Raw genomic sequence first — 14,386 nt, 5'->3', positions numbered from 1 at the left:
GATGGTGCGGCTCGAGCAGGTAACGCGGCAGTTCGGGACGGGAATTGTCGCGCTCGCGGGGATCGATGCGGAAATCGGGCGGGGCGAGTTCGTCGCCCTGCTCGGGCCCTCGGGCTGCGGCAAGTCGACGCTGCTGCGGCTGCTGGCCGGACTCGATGCGCCGGATGCGGGGCGGCTGGCCTGGGACGGGGGTGCGGCACCCGGCGCGGGCGAGATCGGCTTCGTGTTCCAGGATGCCACGCTGCTCCCCTGGGCGAGTGCGGCGCGGAACGTGCATTTGCCGCTGCGCCTCGCCGGGCAACACTTCGAGGAGGACGCGGCCTCGGTCCATGCGCTGCTGGCGCGACTCGGGCTGGCGGGGTTCGAGGATGCGAAGCCGGCCGCCTTGTCGGGCGGGATGCGGATGCGGGTGGCGATCGCGCGGGCGCTGGTGTCGCGGCCGCGGCTGCTGCTGATGGACGAGCCGTTCGCCGCCCTTGATGAATTCACCCGCAATCGGTTGCAGGATGATTTGCTGGCGCTGTGGCGGGAGACCGGCAGCACGATCGTGTTCGTCACCCATTCGATCTACGAGGCGGCGTATCTCGCCACGCGCATCGTGGTGATGACGCCGCGGCCGGGGCGGATCGCCGCGGAGATTGCCAGCCCGCTCGCCGAGGGCGGGGATAGGCGGACCGATCCAGCCTATGCCGCGCTGGTCCGCGAGGTGACGGAGACGCTGCGCGCGGTGATGCCGGCATGAGACGCGCCGAGCGATGGGCGCCGATCGTCTTTGGCGTTGCGGCGCTGGCGCTGTGGCAGGGGCTGGTGATCGGCTTGCGGGTGAAGCCTTACGTGCTGCCGGGGCCGGCGGCGATCGTGATCGCATTCTGGGCGGACCGGGCCTCGCTGCTGCTGTCGCTGGTCTCGACCCTCGCGGTGACCGGGGCGGCGCTGCTGGCGGCGGCGTTGCTCGGCATGGCGCTGGCGATGGCGATGGCGGCGAGCCGGCTGGCGCGCGCGGCGATCCAGCCCTGGGCGGTGGTGTTGCAGGTGACGCCGGTGGTCGCCATCGCACCGCTGATCATCATCTGGGTGCATCAGCAATTCGCCGCCATGGTGGTTTGCGCCACCATCGTCGCGTTCTTCCCGGTGCTGTCCAACACTGCGGCGGGGCTGGCGGCGACGCCGCCGGAGCTGGCCGACCTGTTCCGGCTGAACGGGGCAAGCCGATGGCAGACGCTGGCGCTGCTGCGGCTGCCATCCGCCCTGCCCTTCTTCCTCGCCGGGCTGCGGATTGCCGGCACGCTGGCGCTGGTGGGCGCGGTGGTGGCGGAGTTCGTCGCGAGTTCGGGCGGGTTTGCCGGCGGCCTGGCCGGGCGCATCCTGGAGGCCGGCTACCGGCTGGAGATACCGCGCATGTTCGCCGCCCTCACCTTGCTCGCGCTGACCGGGATCGGGATCTATGCCGCACTCGGCGCCTTCGAGCGGACGATGCTGCGCCGCTTCGGCGCCGGCGGGCGGGATGCGCGCGAGGGTACTTGATCAGGGGGCGCTTGATACTGGCGGGTTGTTCTGGCACAGGCGCGCGCATGACCCGCAAGATGACCGATGCCCAGCTCGACTATGAACGCAAGCGCGCCGCCAAGGCCAAGATGAGCCTTGACGAGTGGCTGAAGACCAAGGACCGCCGCGCCGCCGAGGCGGCTTCGGCAGTGGCCGCCCCGGCGCGGGCGGAGAAGAAACCCGGCCTGCTGCGGCGGCTGATCGACCGGGCGCACAAGCCGATCTAGAGCATCATCCGGTAAGATGGACTCATCTGGTCGGATAAAGATGCTCTAATTATCAATATCATAGAGCACGACATCCGATCCTGATGGATCGGAACGTGCTCTAAAGCATCATACGGTCAGATGGCTCCATCTGATCGGATAAAAACTCTTTTATTGTCAAGATAATAGAGCGTCATCCGATCCATCGGGATCGGAAACCGCGCTACCCGACGGCGTCGATGTCCGGCGCCATCGGGTTCTTCATGCCGACGATGTGATAGCCGCAATCGACGTGGTGGATCTCGCCGGTCACGCCGCGGGAGAGGTCGGACAGGAGATAGAGGCCGGAGGCGCCGACTTCCTCCAGCATCACGTTGCGCTCCAGCGGCGCGTTGAGCTGGTTCCATTTCAGGATGTAGCTGAAATCACCGATGCCGGAGGCGGCGAGCGTCTTGATCGGGCCGGCGGACAGGCCGTTGACCCGGATCGCGTCGCGCCCGAGATCGGCGGCGAGGTAGCGCACCGAGGCTTCCAGCGCCGCCTTGGCCACGCCCATCACGTTGTAGTGCGGGGTGACGCGCTCGGCGCCGAGATAGGTCAGCGTCACCATCGCGCCGCCGCGCTTCATCAGCGCCGAGGCGCGCTGGGCGGCCGCGGTGAAGGAGAAGCAGGAAATGTCCATCGCCTGGAGGAAGGCGGCGCGCGGCGTGTCGGCATAGCGGCCGCGGAGGAACTGCTTGTCGGCGAAGCCGATGGCGTGGACCAGGAAGTCGATCTCGCCCCAGCGGTCGGCGATGGCGGCGAAGGCATCGTCGAGTGCCGCATCGTCGGTGACGTCGCAGGGGATGACGAGGTCGGACTCGACACTTTCGGCGAGCGGGCGGATGCGCTTCTCCAGCGCCTCGCCCTGATAGGTGAAGGCGAGTTCGCCGCCCTGCGCGGCGACGGCCTGCGCGATGGCCCAGGCGATCGAGCGGTTGTTCGCAACCCCCATGATGACGCCGCGCTTGCCACGCATCAGCGTGCCGGTGAGCGGGTAGGTCGGGGTGGATTCCTGCATGTCGGGGGCTCCAGTCTGGCATGTCGCGGCCTTCCCTGCCGGGGTGGTGGCAGGGGGCGGCATGGACTATCAAATATTGCGACACGGAAGAGAGAGCAACCGATGATCGATGTCAGTGCCGATCCGTTCCGGCTTTTCGCCACCTGGATGCAGGACGCCGAGGCCAGCGAACCCAATGATCCCAATGCGATGACGCTGGCCACCGCCACGCCGGACGGACGGCCTTCGGCCCGGATCGTGCTGCTGAAATCATGGGATGAAACCGGATTTATTTTCTACACGAACCTGGAGAGCCGGAAATCGCTGGAGATCCGGGCGAATCCGGCAGTGTCGCTGCTGTTCCACTGGAAGTCGCTGCGGCGGCAGATCCGCATCGAGGGGCGGTGCCGCACCGTGCCGGATGAAGAGGCGGATGCGTATTTCGACAGCCGGCCGCGGATTTCACGGCTCGGCGCCTGGGCGTCCGACCAGTCGCGCCCGCTCGGCGCGCGGGAGGAGCTTGAACGGCGCCTGGAAGAGGCGACCGCGCGCTATGCCGAGGGGCCGATCCCCCGCCCGCCGCACTGGTCGGGCTGGCATGTGACGCCGGAGACGATCGAGTTCTGGCAGGACCGGGAGTTCCGCCTGCATGACCGGGCGGTGTTCAGCCGCGCCGGGGCGGGATGGACGGCGACGAGACTGTTCCCGTGACCGCCGGGCTGCTCATCCGCGACGCGACGCTGCCGGATGGGCGGCGCGGGGTGGATATCCTGATCCGCGACGGGGTGATCGCGGCGGTGGCGCCGGGGCTAGGCGCCACGGCGGAGACCGTGATCGATGCGGCGGGGGATCTGGTCGCGCCCCCTTTCGTCGATTCGCACCTGCATCTGGATTCCACCCTCTCGCTCGGCCTGCCGCGGCTGAACCGCAGCGGCACGCTGCTGGAGGGGATCGCGCTCTGGGGCGAGCTGAAGCCGGACCTCACGGTGGAGGCGATCCATGCGCGGGCGAAGCGTCTCTGCACCTGGTCGATCGCGCAGGGGATCGGGGCGATCCGCTCGCATGTCGATATCTGCGACGACCGGCTGCTCGCCGTCGAGGCGCTGACGGCGCTGCGGGCGGAGATGGCGCCGTGGATCACCATCCAGCTCGTCGCCTTTCCGCAGGATGGCTGGCTGCGCTACCCGCGCGCGGCGGAGAACCTGCGCCGGGCGATGGCGATGGGGATCGACGTGATCGGGGGGATTCCGCATTTCGAGCGGAGCATGGCGGACGGGGCCGAGAGCGTGCGCCAGCTGATGGCGATCGCGGCCGAAGCCGGCATGATGGTCGACATGCATTGCGACGAGAGCGACGATCCGCTGTCGCGCCATATCGAGACGCTGGCGGCGGAGACCGTGCGGCACGGGATGCAGGGGCGGGTTGCCGGCTCACACCTCACCTCGATGCACTCGATGGACAATTACTACGCGAGCAAGCTGATTCCGCTGATCGCCGAGGCGGGGATTTCCGCCATCGCCAATCCGCTGATCAACATCACGTTGCAGGGGCGGCACGATACCTATCCGAAGCGGCGGGGCCTGACGCGGGTGCCGGAGCTGATGGCGGCGGGGGTGAATGTCGCCTTCGGGCATGATTGCGTGATGGACCCGTGGTATCCGCTCGGCACGCACGACATGCTGGAGGTGGCCTCGATGGGGCTGCATGTCGCGCAGATGACCGGGGTGGAGGCGATGCGCGCCTGTTTCGACGCGGTGACGACGAACGCGGCGCGGGCGATGGGGCTCGCGGGCTATGGCATGGCCCCCGGCTGCCGGGGCGATCTGGTGCAGCTCGACGCGGCCGATCCGATCGAGGCGATCCGCACCCGGGCGGCGCGGCGGCGGGTTATACGCGGCGGCGCCGTGATTGCCGAGGCGCCGGCGCGGGTGAGCCGGCTGCGGTTGGGCGACGCGGCGATGGAGATCGGCTTGCGGGCCGGCGGCTAGAGCATCATCCGATCAGATGGGATCATCCGATCGGATAAAGATGCTCTAATTATCAACAAGATAGAGCACGACATCCGATCCTGATGGATCGGAACGTGCTCTAAGGGCTTGCGTTCGGGGCGCGCAAGTGTTGGCGCGCAGGCGGATTTGAGACGCTGGACCGGATCAGGCGGGCGCGCTGCGGCCGCGCTCGAACCCGGCTTCGCGGGCGAGGTCTTCGATGAGGCGAAGCAGCGGCCCCTTGGGCGCCCCGGCAAAGCGCTCCTGCGCGGCGAGGCCGGTGAAGAGTTTCGGCAGGTCGTGCAGGCTGAGATCGACCTTGCGCTTCAGCGCGTCCTCGATCTGCTTGCGGCGCAGCCCGCCGGACGCGCCCTCGCGGTTGAGCAGGATGGTGGGACGCTGGGGCTGCCCCGGTATGGTCGCGGCGGCGATCAGCCGCACCGTGTCGCGCAGGCTGGCGAGGCTCGGATCGAGCACGATGATGCGGTGCTGCGAGAGTTCGAGCAGTTCGCGGTGCTGCTGGATCGGCATGAAGGGCAGATCGACGATGACGAAATTGAACCGCATGCGGATCGCGTCGATGACGCGGCGGGCAGCGCCTGGCGGGGCTGCGGGCTGGCGTTCGAGATCGGGCGGCGAGCCGAGCACGTGCAGGCGGTTGCGCACCGGGCAGACGGCGGCGGCGACCGCCGCCCCCGGATCCTCACCCGGATCGGCCAGCAGCGACTGGAAGGCATGCTGGAAGGTCACGCCGAACCATTCCTGTGTCGGGCCGATGAAGGGATCGGCATCGAGCAGGAGGGTGTGGCGGCTGGCATCGACGCCGAGATACCAGGCCAGCGCGGCGGCGATGGTGCTGGTGCCGACGCCACCGCGGGCGCCGATGACCGAGATCACCCGGCCGCCGCGCGTGAGGTCGGTCACCGGGGCGTTGCGGGTGATCAGCGAGGCGAAGTGGCGGGTGACGATCTCGCGGTTGATCGGCTTGAACAGGTAGTCCACCGCGCCGACGCGGCGGGTGATGTCGCGATAGAGATCGACATCGTCGATCTCGCCGATGACGAGCAGCGAGACCGAGGGCTCGATGACGTCGCCAAGTTCGAGCAGGCCCTGTATCGGCCGCTCGTCCCGCCCGATATCGACGACGACGATCTGCGGCGTCGGCATCTTGGCGAGGGTGGCGATGGCGGTCTTGACGGTGCCGCGGCGGATGTCGGCGGTGTTGTGGATGCCGGTCTGGGCGAGATCCTGCAATCCTTCGCGCAGCACGGTCTCGGTCGCGGCATCGAGCGCAAAGCCGATGACGGTGATCTGTTCCTGACGGCCGCCAAGGCCGCCATCGTCGACCGCGATGTTGCCGCCGATACTATCCATGGCGGGCGCGCCGGTGTGCGGGGCGCAGCCGGGCGCCGGAAAGTCCGTTGCGGGATGCCTGGGCCGTGTCCGACTTCATGACATCCCGATAGACCGAAAAGCTTAAGGAATGCTTTCAGCCGACGGCGAATTTGCTCTCGATGTTACCCCGCGTTGCATGCGCGTAGGGGCAGACGATTTCCGCCTTGCGCACCAGGTCTTCCGCCGCCGCGCGGTCCATGCCGGGGATGGTGACGGTGAGATGGGCGGTGATGCCGAAGCCGGTGCCGTCGTCGCGCGGGCCGATGCCGACCTCGGCATGCACCGCAGCGTCCTCGGGGATCTTCACCTTTTCCTGGCCGGCGACGTATTTCAGCGCGCCGAGAAAGCAGGCGGAATAGCCGAGCGCGAAGAGCTGCTCGGGGTTGGTGCCGACACCGCCATCGCCGCCGAGTTCCTTCGGCGTGCTCAGATCGACCTTGAGGCGGCCGTCGCTGGTCTCGGCATGGCCGGTGCGCCCGCCGGTGGCGTGGCCGCGCGCGTGATAAAGGGGGTTCATCGGTGGTTCCTCCGTGTTGTCGTTGACAGGTTCATGAGATGATGACGGCGGGCGATCCTGCAAGGGCATCGCGGCGCGGGCATGGCCGAGCGGGCCGTGGCCGCTGCCGTAACCGGGGGACGCGCGCAGGGCGGCGGCGAGAAACGCCTCGGCGGCGGCGATCGCCTCGGCCAGGGGCAGCCCGCGGGCGAGGCCGCAGGCGATGGCACTCGCCAACGTGCAGCCGGTGCCGTGGGTGTGGCGCGTTGCGATGCGCTGATGGGTGAAGACGGTCATCCCCTCCGCGGTGAACAGGCGATCGACCAGCGTGTCCCCCTCGAAATGGCCGCCCTTGAGCAGCACCGCCCGCGCGCCCATGCCGAGCAGCGCGGCGCCGGCGCGCAGCGCGTCCGCCGCCGTGTCCACCGCGCCTCCGGTGAGCGCCGCCGCCTCGTCGCGATTGGGGGTGATCAGCGTGGCGCGCGGCAGCAGGTGGTCGCGGATGATTGCGAGCGCGCCCGCGCCGGCCAGCGCGGTGCCGCTGGTCGAGGCGAGGACGGGGTCGAGCACCAGCGGGGCGGCGGGGGCGGCGGCCGAGATCGCCCGGGCGACCTCCTCGGCCGTCCCGGCCCTGCCGAGCATGCCGAGCTTGATCGCATCGACGCCGAGATCGGCCACCACCATGCGGATGGCGCGGCCGACGAGATCGGGCGGGACCGGGGCGATGGCGGCGATGCCGGCGGTGTCCTGCGCGGTGACGGCGGTGATCGCGGTCATCGCGTAGCCGCCCAGGGCGGTTATGGTCTTGACGTCGGCCTCGATGCCGGCGCCGCCGCCGCTGTCCGACCCGCCGATGGCGAGGACGCGGAACCAGCCCATTGCCGCGCTCAGCGCGCCGATTCCGCCTCGATCACGGCGCAAAGCTCGTCGACCACGGCGGCGACGAGATCCTCGTCCTCGCCCTCGGCCATCACCCGGATCAGCGGCTCGGTGCCGGAGGCGCGCAGCAGCAGGCGACCGCTGCCGGCGAGCCGCGCCTCCGCCGCCGTTGCCGCCGCCGTGACCACGGGCGAGAGCAATGGCGAGGCGCCGCTGTAGCGGACATTGCGCAGCAATTGCGGCAATGGCGTGAAGAGGCGGCAGACCTCGCTCGCCGGCCGTCCCTCGCGCACCAGCACCGCCAGCACCTGGAGGGCGGCGATCAGCCCGTCGCCGGTGGTGGCGAAATCGGCGAGGATGACATGGCCGGACTGCTCGCCGCCGAGATTGAGCCCGTGCGCGCGCATGGTTTCGGCGACGTAGCGGTCGCCGACCGGGGTGCGGTGCAGGGCGAGGCCGAGGCCGGCGAGGTAGCGCTCCAGCCCGAGATTGGACATCACGGTGGCGACGATGCCGGCGCCGGACAGTCTGCCATCGGCCTGGAAGGCGCGGGCGATCAGCGCCAGCACCTGGTCGCCATCGATGATGCGGCCGCGCTCGTCGGCGAGGATCACGCGGTCGGCATCGCCATCGAGGGCGACGCCGATATCGGCGCGGTGGCGCACCACCGCCGCCGAGAGGGCGGAGGGGACGGTCGAGCCGCATTCGTGGTTGATGTTGAACCCGTCCGGGCTGACGCCGAGGGGGATGACCTCGGCGCCGAGTTCCCACAGCGCCGCCGGGGCGACCTTGTAGGCGGCGCCATTGGCGCAGTCGAGCACGACGCGCAGCCCGTCGAGCCGGAGGCCGCGCGGCAGGCTCGATTTCGCGGATTCGACGTAGCGGCCGGCGGCATCGACCAGCCGCGTGGCGCGGCCCAGCGCCGAGGCGGCGGCGAGGCGGCCGGCGAGATCCTGCTCCATCAGCGCCTCGATCTCGGCCTCCACCACGTCGGACAGCTTGGCGCCGTCCGGGCCGAACAGCTTGATGCCGTTATCCTCGAACGGGTTGTGCGAGGCGGAGATGACGACGCCGAGATCGGCGCGCAGGCTGCGGGTGAGCATGGCGATGGCGGGGGTGGGCAGCGGGCCGGCCAGCGTCACGTCCATCCCGGCGCCGATGAAGCCGGCGGTCAGCGCCGGTTCGAGCATGTAGCCGGACAGGCGGGTGTCCTTGCCGATGATGACGCGGTGGCGGTGATCGCCGCGGGTGAAGCGCAGCCCGGCGGCCTGGCCGAGGCGCAGCGCGATTTCGGCTGTCATCGGCGCGGTGTTGGCGCGGCCGCGAATACCGTCGGTGCCGAACAGGCGGCGTTTGGGGCGGGGCGGGATCTGGTTCATCGCGGATCGAAACCTTGCTGGCGCCGGGCGGGCGCGGGGCGGAGCGGCGGGCGCAGTATCCCAAGAGACGCGCCCGCGGTCCAGTCAGGACGCGGCGAGGGCCTGCCAGACGCGCAGCGCCTGCACCGTGCCGGGGACATCATGGACGCGGAGGATCGCCGCCCCCTGCCCCGCAGCGAACAGGGCGGCGGCGATGGAGCCGGGGTCGCGGCGGGCGGGGTCGGGCTCGCCGGCCAGCTCGCCGATGAAGCGCTTGCGCGAGACGCCGGCCAGGACCGGGTGGCCGAGCGCGCGGAACGCCGGCAGGGCGCGCAGCAGCGCCACGTTCTGCGCGCCCTGCTTGGCGAAGCCGAAGCCGGGATCGAGCGCGATGGCGGCCGGCGCGATGCCGGCTTCGAGGGCAGCGTCGCGGGTGGCGGCAAGCTCGGCCACGACATCGGCGAGGAGATCGGCGTAGACCGCCTGCGCGTTCATCGTCGCCGGGGTGCCGCGCATGTGCATCAGGATCACCGGGCAGCCGGCGGCGGCGACCAGCCCGGCGGCTTCGGGATCGTGGCGCAGGCCGGAGACGTCGTTGACGATGCGCGCTCCGGCTTCGAGGGCGGCGCGCATGGTGGCGGCGTTGCGGGTATCGACCGAGACCACCGCGCCATCGCCCGCCAGCGCGCGGATGACCGGGACAACGCGGGCGATTTCAGCCTCGGGCGGCACCGCGGCGGCGCCGGGGCGGGTGCTTTCGCCGCCGACATCGAGGATCGCCGCACCGGCCGCGCGCATGGCCCGCCCGGCCTCGATCAGGGTAGGGGGATCGGGATCGGCGCCGCCGCCGGAGAAACTGTCCGGCGTGACGTTGATGATGCCCATGACGAGCGGGTTGGCGAGGCTGAGCCCGGCCCAGCGCGGCGATGGTTCAGTGGTGTCGGTCATCCGCGCCGGATAGAGCATCGCCCGGCCGGGGGGAAGCATCCGGTCGGGCGGCGCACCTGCGCGGCGGCGGGCTCAGCCGAGGCCGGGGATGGTCAGCGTGTGGTGATGCTGCTTGCCGTCCAGCGTCTGCTGCGCCGCCTGGAGCGCCTGGGCGGGGCCGATGCCCTGCAGCATGCCGGACGTGCCGGCCTGGGTGGCCTGCAGCCCGGCGAGGGTGGCCTGCAGCGCGGCGCCGAAGCCGGGATGGCTGGTGGAGGCGACGCCGCCGGCATAGGCGACGGGCGGGGCGGCGGCGGCGAGATTGCGGATGATCATGTGCGTGACCCTTTCACTGCCGGGCGGGGGAAGCGCGGTTTTGGCGCCTGTATCCCGATCGGACCGATGGGAACTTTGCATGAAGCGTGCCAGAGGCTGCGCGCCGGCGGGCGGCGGGCGCAGGCAGCAGGGGCAGGCGGCATGGGCGGCGGACGGCAGGGCGGCAGATTTTGCCGTGCCGGCAGATATTGCCGGGCAGGAAGTTCCGGCCATATCCGCTTGATGCCCCGGTTTCCCAGCTCGACCGACCTGCTCGACCGCATCGTGCCGCGCTTCGGCACCATCAGCCTCGGCGGAATCGCCTATGGCGAGGGGCCGCGCCACCGTCTCGACATCCATCGCCCGGCCGGTCCGGTCGTGCGGAAGCTGCCGGTGGTGGTGTTTTTCTATGGCGGGTCGTGGCAGAGCGGCGCGCGGGGCGAATACGCCTTTGTCGGCCGGGCGCTGGCGCGGCTCGGCCTGGTGGTGGCGATCCCGGATTACCGGCTTTATCCGGAGGTGCGCTATCCGGATTTCATCGACGACGCCGCACGGGCGACCGCCTTCGTGCGGCGGAATGCCGGGCAGTTCGGCGGCGACAGGCGGGCGGTGTTCGTCGCTGGCCATTCCGCCGGGGCCTATCTCGCGATGATGCTCGCCCTGAAGGGGGACTATCTCGCCGCTGCGGGGGAGGATGAAGCCGCACTCGCCGGCGCCATCGGGCTCGCCGGGCCCTATGATTTCCTGCCGATGACCGGGCCGGTCTATCGCCGGATCTTCGACCGCTTCGCCGACGATCCGGTCTGCCAGCCGATCAGCCACGCGAGCGCCGCCGCCCCGCCATCGCTGCTGATCACCGGCGCGCGGGATCGCCTCGTCGCGCCGGCCAACACGGCTGCCCTCGCCGCCCGGCTGCGGCAGGAGGGCGCGGTGGTGGATACGCGGGTTTACGAACGGGTCTCGCATGTGAATTTGCTGCTCGCGGTGCTGCCGAGCTTCGGGCTGCTGCCGCCGGTCTGGCGGGAGATCGCCGCGTTCATCGGCCGCACCGCGCCGCAGCCGGGCGATGCGCGGGACGATGGCGGGCGGACGGCCGATATGGCGGGGCGGCAGCATCCGGGCTAGAGCACGTTCCGATCCGATGATTCCATCTGATCGGATGATGCTCTAAGCTTCGATCATGAACGACACCTCATCGGTCCTGTATATCGGCAGCCGCCGCTATTCCTCGTGGTCGCTGCGCGGGTGGCTGGCGGTGCGGCTCGCCGGGCTCGCGGTGGAGGAGCGGGTGATCCCGCTGGCGGGCGGGCATACGCCAGCGGTCAAGGCGGCGTCGCCCTCGGGGATGGTGCCGTTCCTCGAACACGAGGGCGCGCGGGTCTGGGACAGTCTCGCCATCGTCGAGTATTGCGCCGAGATCGCGCCGCAGCTCTGGCCGGCGGCGCGCATCGCCCGCGCCCATGCCCGCGCCATCACCGCCGAGATGCATTCCGGCTTCCGCGAACTCCGCCTCGCCATGCCGATGAATTGCACGCGCAGGCTGGACCCCGCCGAGCCGGCGGCGGCGGTGCGCGCCGATCTCGACCGGATCGAGGCGATCTGGGCGGAGACGCGCGCACGCTTCGGCGCCGGCGGGCCGTTCCTGTTCGGCGCGGCGATGACGGCGGCGGATGCGATGTATGCGCCGGTGGTCTCGCGGCTGCTGACCTACCGGCCGGAGGTCTCGGCCGCGACCGCGGCCTATATCGCCGCGGTGCGGGCGCATGAGCTGGTCGATGCCTGGTATCGCGCCGCCGCCGCCGAGCCCGAGGCGTGGAAGATCGCCCGGTTCGAGGCGTGATCCCACCGCTCGGCGCCGTATCGGCGGGCGGGGATGGCGGCGGGGGCGAGACGATCGAGGCGGTGGCCGCAGCCGCGCGGGCCTGCACGGTCTGCGCCGCATCGCTGCCGCTCGGCCCGCGCCCGGTGTTCCGCATCTCGGCCACGGCGCGGGTGCTGATCGTCGGGCAGGCGCCGGGGACGAAGGTTCACGCGAGCGGGATTCCCTGGAACGATCCCTCGGGCGACCGGCTGCGCGACTGGCTCGGCATCGACCGGGAGGCGTTCTACGACGAGAGCCGGATCGCGATCGTGCCGATGGGGCTGTGCTACCCGGGACGGCTTCCGCGCGGCGGCGACGCCCCGCCCCGGCCGGAATGCGGCAGGCTCTGGCAGGCGCGGCTGCGCGCGGCGATGCCGGCGATCCGCCTCACGCTGCTGGTCGGCAGCCACGCGATTCTCTATCATCTCGGCAAGGGGTCGATGGAGGAGCGGGTGCGCGGCTTCGCGGCGCATCTGCCCGCGCGGTTTGCGCTGCCGCATCCCTCCTGGCGGACACGGGCCTGGGCGGCGCGGCGGCCCTGGTTCGAGACCGAGGTGATCCCTGCCCTGCGCGACGCTTTCGCCGCCGCCCTCTCACCGCAAGGAGACACGACATGATCCCCCGCCTGACCGATGCCGAACGCGCCGCCCTTGTCGACCTGTTGCCGGAATGGACGCTGGCGAAGGAGCGCGACGCGATCGAGCGGCGCTTCACCTTCGCCAATTTCTCGGAAGCCTTCGCCTTCATGACGCGGGTGGCACTGCTGGCCGAGGCGCATGACCATCACCCGGAATGGTCGAATGTCTATAACCGGGTGACGATCCTGCTCTCGACCCATGACGCGGGCGGGCTTTCGGCGCGCGATATCCGCCTCGCCGAGGCGATCGACCGGCTGGCCTGACCCGAGCCGGCTTTTCTGGCGCGGCGCCCTCCCCTATCGTCGCGCCGCCAACAGGGGGATAGCCGATGCGCAACGACAGGATCGACGACGTTCTCGCCCATATCGACGCGGAGCTGGACAGCGCGCGCGGGCGCTGGTTCGAGCTGCTGCGGATCCCCTCGATCAGCGCGCAGGGGCTGACCGAGGCCTCGCCGCACCGGGCGGATTGCCTGCGCGCCGCGTCGCACATGCGCGACCTGCTCGCGGGGATGGGTTTCGCGGCGCGCCTGTCGGCGACCAGGGGCCTGCCCGGGGTGATCGCGACGCATCACCACGCCGGGCCGGAGGCGCCGACCGTGCTGTATTACGGGCATTACGACGTGCAGCCCGCCGATCCGCTGGAATTGTGGGAGAGCGATCCGTTCGCGCCGGTGCTGGTCGATCATCCGGAAGGGGCGCGCGTGGTCGCCCGCGGGGCGGTGGACGACAAGGGCCAGGTGATGATGGTGCTGGAGGCGGTGCGCGCCTGGCTCGACGTGACGGGCGGCCTGCCGGTGAACCTCACCGTGCTGCTGGAGGGCGAGGAGGAATGCGGCAGCCCCTCGCTCGCCGCCCTGCTGGAGGCCGAGCGCGACGCGCTGAAGGCGGATTTCGTGCTCGTCGCCGACACCAACATGTGGGACCGGCAGACCCCGGCGATCACCACCAGCCTGCGCGGGCTCGCGGCGGTCGAGGTGCGGATTGCAGGGCCCGATCGCGACCTGCATTCCGGCCTGTTCGGCGGGCCGGCGCTCAACCCGATCCGCGCGCTGACGCGGATTCTGGGCGAGTTGTTCGACGCCGACGGGCGGGTGGCGATTCCGGGCTTCTATGACGGGATTCTCGACATTCCGGCGGATGTGCTCGCCTCGTGGCGGGCGAGCGGGTTCGACGAGGCCGCCTGGCTCGGCGGGGTGGGGCTGCGCCATGCCAGCGGCGAGCGCGGGTTCTCGGCGCTGGAGCAGAACTGGGCGCGGCCGACCGCCGAGATCAACGGGATTTTCGGCGGCTATCAGGGCGAGGGCACCAAGACGGTGATTCCCGCCGAGGCCGGTGCGAAGCTCACCTTCCGCCTGGTGCCGGGGCAGGACCCGGCGAAGGTGGTCGAGGGGTTCAAGGATTTCGTCACCGCGCGGCTGCTGCCGGATGCGACGGCGCGGTTCGAGGTGCACGGCGCCTCGGCCGGGCTGGTGGTGCCGGTGGATCTGCCCTTCGTGCGCGCGGCGCGGGCGGCGCTGGAGCGGGAATTCGGCCGCGCGCCGGTGCTGGCCGGCTGCGGCGCGTCGATCCCCGTGGTCGAGGCGTTCGAGCGGCAGCTCGGGCTCAAGACCCTGCTGGTCGGCTTCGGGCTCGACGATGACCGCATCCACAGCCCGAACGAGAAATTCGAGATGCGCTGCTTTCATCGCGGCATGCGGGCGGAGGCGCGGATGCTCGCCGCCTTCGCCGGCTGAGGCG

General features: G+C 70.7%; 16 protein-coding genes and 1 pseudogene. 10 read left to right on the top strand and 7 right to left on the bottom strand.

What is annotated here, in order from left to right; translation table 11 throughout:
• The first annotated feature begins 1 nt into the window (after window position 1).
• Genes HUW10_RS16940 through HUW10_RS16930 form a run of 3 tightly spaced genes read left to right on the top strand, consistent with a single transcriptional unit; the run spans window position 2 to window position 1,772 of the window.
• The gene (locus HUW10_RS16940) at window positions 2-742 is read left to right on the top strand and encodes an ABC transporter ATP-binding protein (RefSeq protein ID WP_174504537.1); all 741 of its coding nucleotides are present in this window, start codon (window positions 2-4) and stop codon (window positions 740-742) included.
• Complete coding sequence (locus HUW10_RS16935; protein WP_174504536.1) at window positions 739-1,524, top strand: ABC transporter permease; 786 nt, start codon at window positions 739-741, stop codon at window positions 1,522-1,524. The genes HUW10_RS16940 and HUW10_RS16935 overlap by 4 nt, the downstream gene beginning before the upstream one ends.
• A gap of 47 nt (window positions 1,525-1,571) precedes the next feature.
• Window positions 1,572-1,772, top strand: a complete 201-nt coding sequence (locus HUW10_RS16930; RefSeq protein ID WP_174504535.1) for a hypothetical protein — start codon at window positions 1,572-1,574, stop codon at window positions 1,770-1,772.
• Between the two features lie 202 nt (window positions 1,773-1,974).
• Here HUW10_RS16930 and fabI read toward each other — a convergent pair whose 3' ends face one another.
• A complete protein-coding gene (fabI, locus tag HUW10_RS16925) occupies window positions 1,975-2,811 on the bottom strand; it encodes an enoyl-ACP reductase FabI (RefSeq protein WP_174504534.1) in 837 nt (278 codons plus the stop codon).
• Window positions 2,812-2,913: 102 nt separating this feature from the next.
• Here fabI and pdxH point away from each other — a divergent pair, with 102 nt between their 5' ends.
• Window positions 2,914-3,501, top strand: coding sequence for a pyridoxamine 5'-phosphate oxidase (pdxH, locus tag HUW10_RS16920; RefSeq protein WP_174504533.1), 588 nt, complete (start codon window positions 2,914-2,916; stop codon window positions 3,499-3,501).
• On the top strand, window positions 3,498-4,778 hold the full coding sequence (locus HUW10_RS16915; RefSeq protein ID WP_174504949.1) for an amidohydrolase family protein: 1,281 nt from the start codon (window positions 3,498-3,500) through the stop codon (window positions 4,776-4,778). The genes pdxH and HUW10_RS16915 overlap by 4 nt, the downstream gene beginning before the upstream one ends.
• Window positions 4,779-4,943: 165 nt before the next feature.
• Here HUW10_RS16915 and HUW10_RS16910 read toward each other — a convergent pair whose 3' ends face one another.
• The 6 genes and pseudogenes from HUW10_RS16910 to HUW10_RS16885 all read right to left on the bottom strand — a co-directional run bounded on the left by HUW10_RS16910 (window position 4,944) and on the right by HUW10_RS16885 (window position 10,169).
• A complete protein-coding gene (locus HUW10_RS16910; RefSeq protein ID WP_174504532.1) occupies window positions 4,944-6,152 on the bottom strand; it encodes a histidine kinase in 1,209 nt (402 codons plus the stop codon).
• A gap of 115 nt (window positions 6,153-6,267) precedes the next feature.
• A complete protein-coding gene (locus HUW10_RS16905) occupies window positions 6,268-6,690 on the bottom strand; it encodes an organic hydroperoxide resistance protein (protein ID WP_174504948.1) in 423 nt (140 codons plus the stop codon).
• Between the two features lie 42 nt (window positions 6,691-6,732).
• Window positions 6,733-7,548, bottom strand: a pseudogene (thiD, locus tag HUW10_RS16900) (bifunctional hydroxymethylpyrimidine kinase/phosphomethylpyrimidine kinase); the annotation flags it as partial.
• Between the two features lie 8 nt (window positions 7,549-7,556).
• Entirely contained in the window at window positions 7,557-8,927 is a 1,371-nt protein-coding gene (gene glmM / locus HUW10_RS16895) for a phosphoglucosamine mutase (RefSeq protein ID WP_174504531.1), read from the bottom strand.
• 84 nt (window positions 8,928-9,011) lie between these two features.
• A complete protein-coding gene (gene folP / locus HUW10_RS16890; protein WP_174504530.1) occupies window positions 9,012-9,854 on the bottom strand; it encodes a dihydropteroate synthase in 843 nt (280 codons plus the stop codon).
• 72 nt (window positions 9,855-9,926) lie between these two features.
• On the bottom strand, window positions 9,927-10,169 hold the full coding sequence (locus tag HUW10_RS16885; RefSeq protein ID WP_174504529.1) for a hypothetical protein: 243 nt from the start codon (window positions 10,167-10,169) through the stop codon (window positions 9,927-9,929).
• Window positions 10,170-10,391: 222 nt separating this feature from the next.
• Between HUW10_RS16885 and HUW10_RS16880 the strand changes: the two genes are divergently transcribed.
• The 5 genes from HUW10_RS16880 (at window position 10,392) to HUW10_RS16860 (ending at window position 14,382) form a co-directional block, all read left to right on the top strand.
• Window positions 10,392-11,273, top strand: a complete 882-nt coding sequence (locus HUW10_RS16880; protein ID WP_236656474.1) for an alpha/beta hydrolase — start codon at window positions 10,392-10,394, stop codon at window positions 11,271-11,273.
• Between the two features lie 55 nt (window positions 11,274-11,328).
• The gene (locus tag HUW10_RS16875; RefSeq protein WP_174504528.1) at window positions 11,329-11,988 is read left to right on the top strand and encodes a glutathione S-transferase family protein; all 660 of its coding nucleotides are present in this window, start codon (window positions 11,329-11,331) and stop codon (window positions 11,986-11,988) included.
• Window positions 11,988-12,626, top strand: coding sequence for a uracil-DNA glycosylase family protein (locus tag HUW10_RS16870; RefSeq protein WP_174504946.1), 639 nt, complete (start codon window positions 11,988-11,990; stop codon window positions 12,624-12,626). Before HUW10_RS16875 ends, HUW10_RS16870 begins: the two co-directional genes overlap by 1 nt.
• Entirely contained in the window at window positions 12,623-12,910 is a 288-nt protein-coding gene (locus HUW10_RS16865) for a 4a-hydroxytetrahydrobiopterin dehydratase (protein WP_174504527.1), read from the top strand. The genes HUW10_RS16870 and HUW10_RS16865 overlap by 4 nt, the downstream gene beginning before the upstream one ends.
• 65 nt (window positions 12,911-12,975) lie before the next feature.
• The gene (locus HUW10_RS16860; RefSeq protein WP_174504526.1) at window positions 12,976-14,382 is read left to right on the top strand and encodes a dipeptidase; all 1,407 of its coding nucleotides are present in this window, start codon (window positions 12,976-12,978) and stop codon (window positions 14,380-14,382) included.
• Window positions 14,383-14,386: the final 4 nt, after the last annotated feature.

The organism is Acidiphilium sp. C61 (assembly GCF_905116885.1).
Taxonomy (GTDB): domain Bacteria; phylum Pseudomonadota; class Alphaproteobacteria; order Acetobacterales; family Acetobacteraceae; genus Acidiphilium.
The sequence above is the reverse complement of the archived record's forward strand: the minus strand, read 5'-3'. Positions and strand labels throughout refer to the sequence as shown.

Coding starts and splice junctions, on each gene's coding strand:
- HUW10_RS16940 (WP_174504537.1), top strand. CDS start 2: ATGGTGCGGCTCGAGCAGGTAACGCGGCAGTTCGGGACGGGAATTGTC.
- HUW10_RS16935 (WP_174504536.1), top strand. CDS start 739: ATGAGACGCGCCGAGCGATGGGCGCCGATCGTCTTTGGCGTTGCGGCG.
- HUW10_RS16930 (WP_174504535.1), top strand. CDS start 1,572: ATGACCCGCAAGATGACCGATGCCCAGCTCGACTATGAACGCAAGCGC.
- fabI (WP_174504534.1), bottom strand. CDS start 2,811: ATGCAGGAATCCACCCCGACCTACCCGCTCACCGGCACGCTGATGCGT.
- pdxH (WP_174504533.1), top strand. CDS start 2,914: ATGATCGATGTCAGTGCCGATCCGTTCCGGCTTTTCGCCACCTGGATG.
- HUW10_RS16910 (WP_174504532.1), bottom strand. CDS start 6,152: ATGGATAGTATCGGCGGCAACATCGCGGTCGACGATGGCGGCCTTGGC.
- HUW10_RS16905 (WP_174504948.1), bottom strand. CDS start 6,690: ATGAACCCCCTTTATCACGCGCGCGGCCACGCCACCGGCGGGCGCACC.
- glmM (WP_174504531.1), bottom strand. CDS start 8,927: ATGAACCAGATCCCGCCCCGCCCCAAACGCCGCCTGTTCGGCACCGAC.
- folP (WP_174504530.1), bottom strand. CDS start 9,854: ATGACCGACACCACTGAACCATCGCCGCGCTGGGCCGGGCTCAGCCTC.
- HUW10_RS16885 (WP_174504529.1), bottom strand. CDS start 10,169: ATGATCATCCGCAATCTCGCCGCCGCCGCCCCGCCCGTCGCCTATGCC.
- HUW10_RS16880 (WP_236656474.1), top strand. CDS start 10,392: ATGCCCCGGTTTCCCAGCTCGACCGACCTGCTCGACCGCATCGTGCCG.
- HUW10_RS16875 (WP_174504528.1), top strand. CDS start 11,329: ATGAACGACACCTCATCGGTCCTGTATATCGGCAGCCGCCGCTATTCC.
- HUW10_RS16865 (WP_174504527.1), top strand. CDS start 12,623: ATGATCCCCCGCCTGACCGATGCCGAACGCGCCGCCCTTGTCGACCTG.
- HUW10_RS16860 (WP_174504526.1), top strand. CDS start 12,976: ATGCGCAACGACAGGATCGACGACGTTCTCGCCCATATCGACGCGGAG.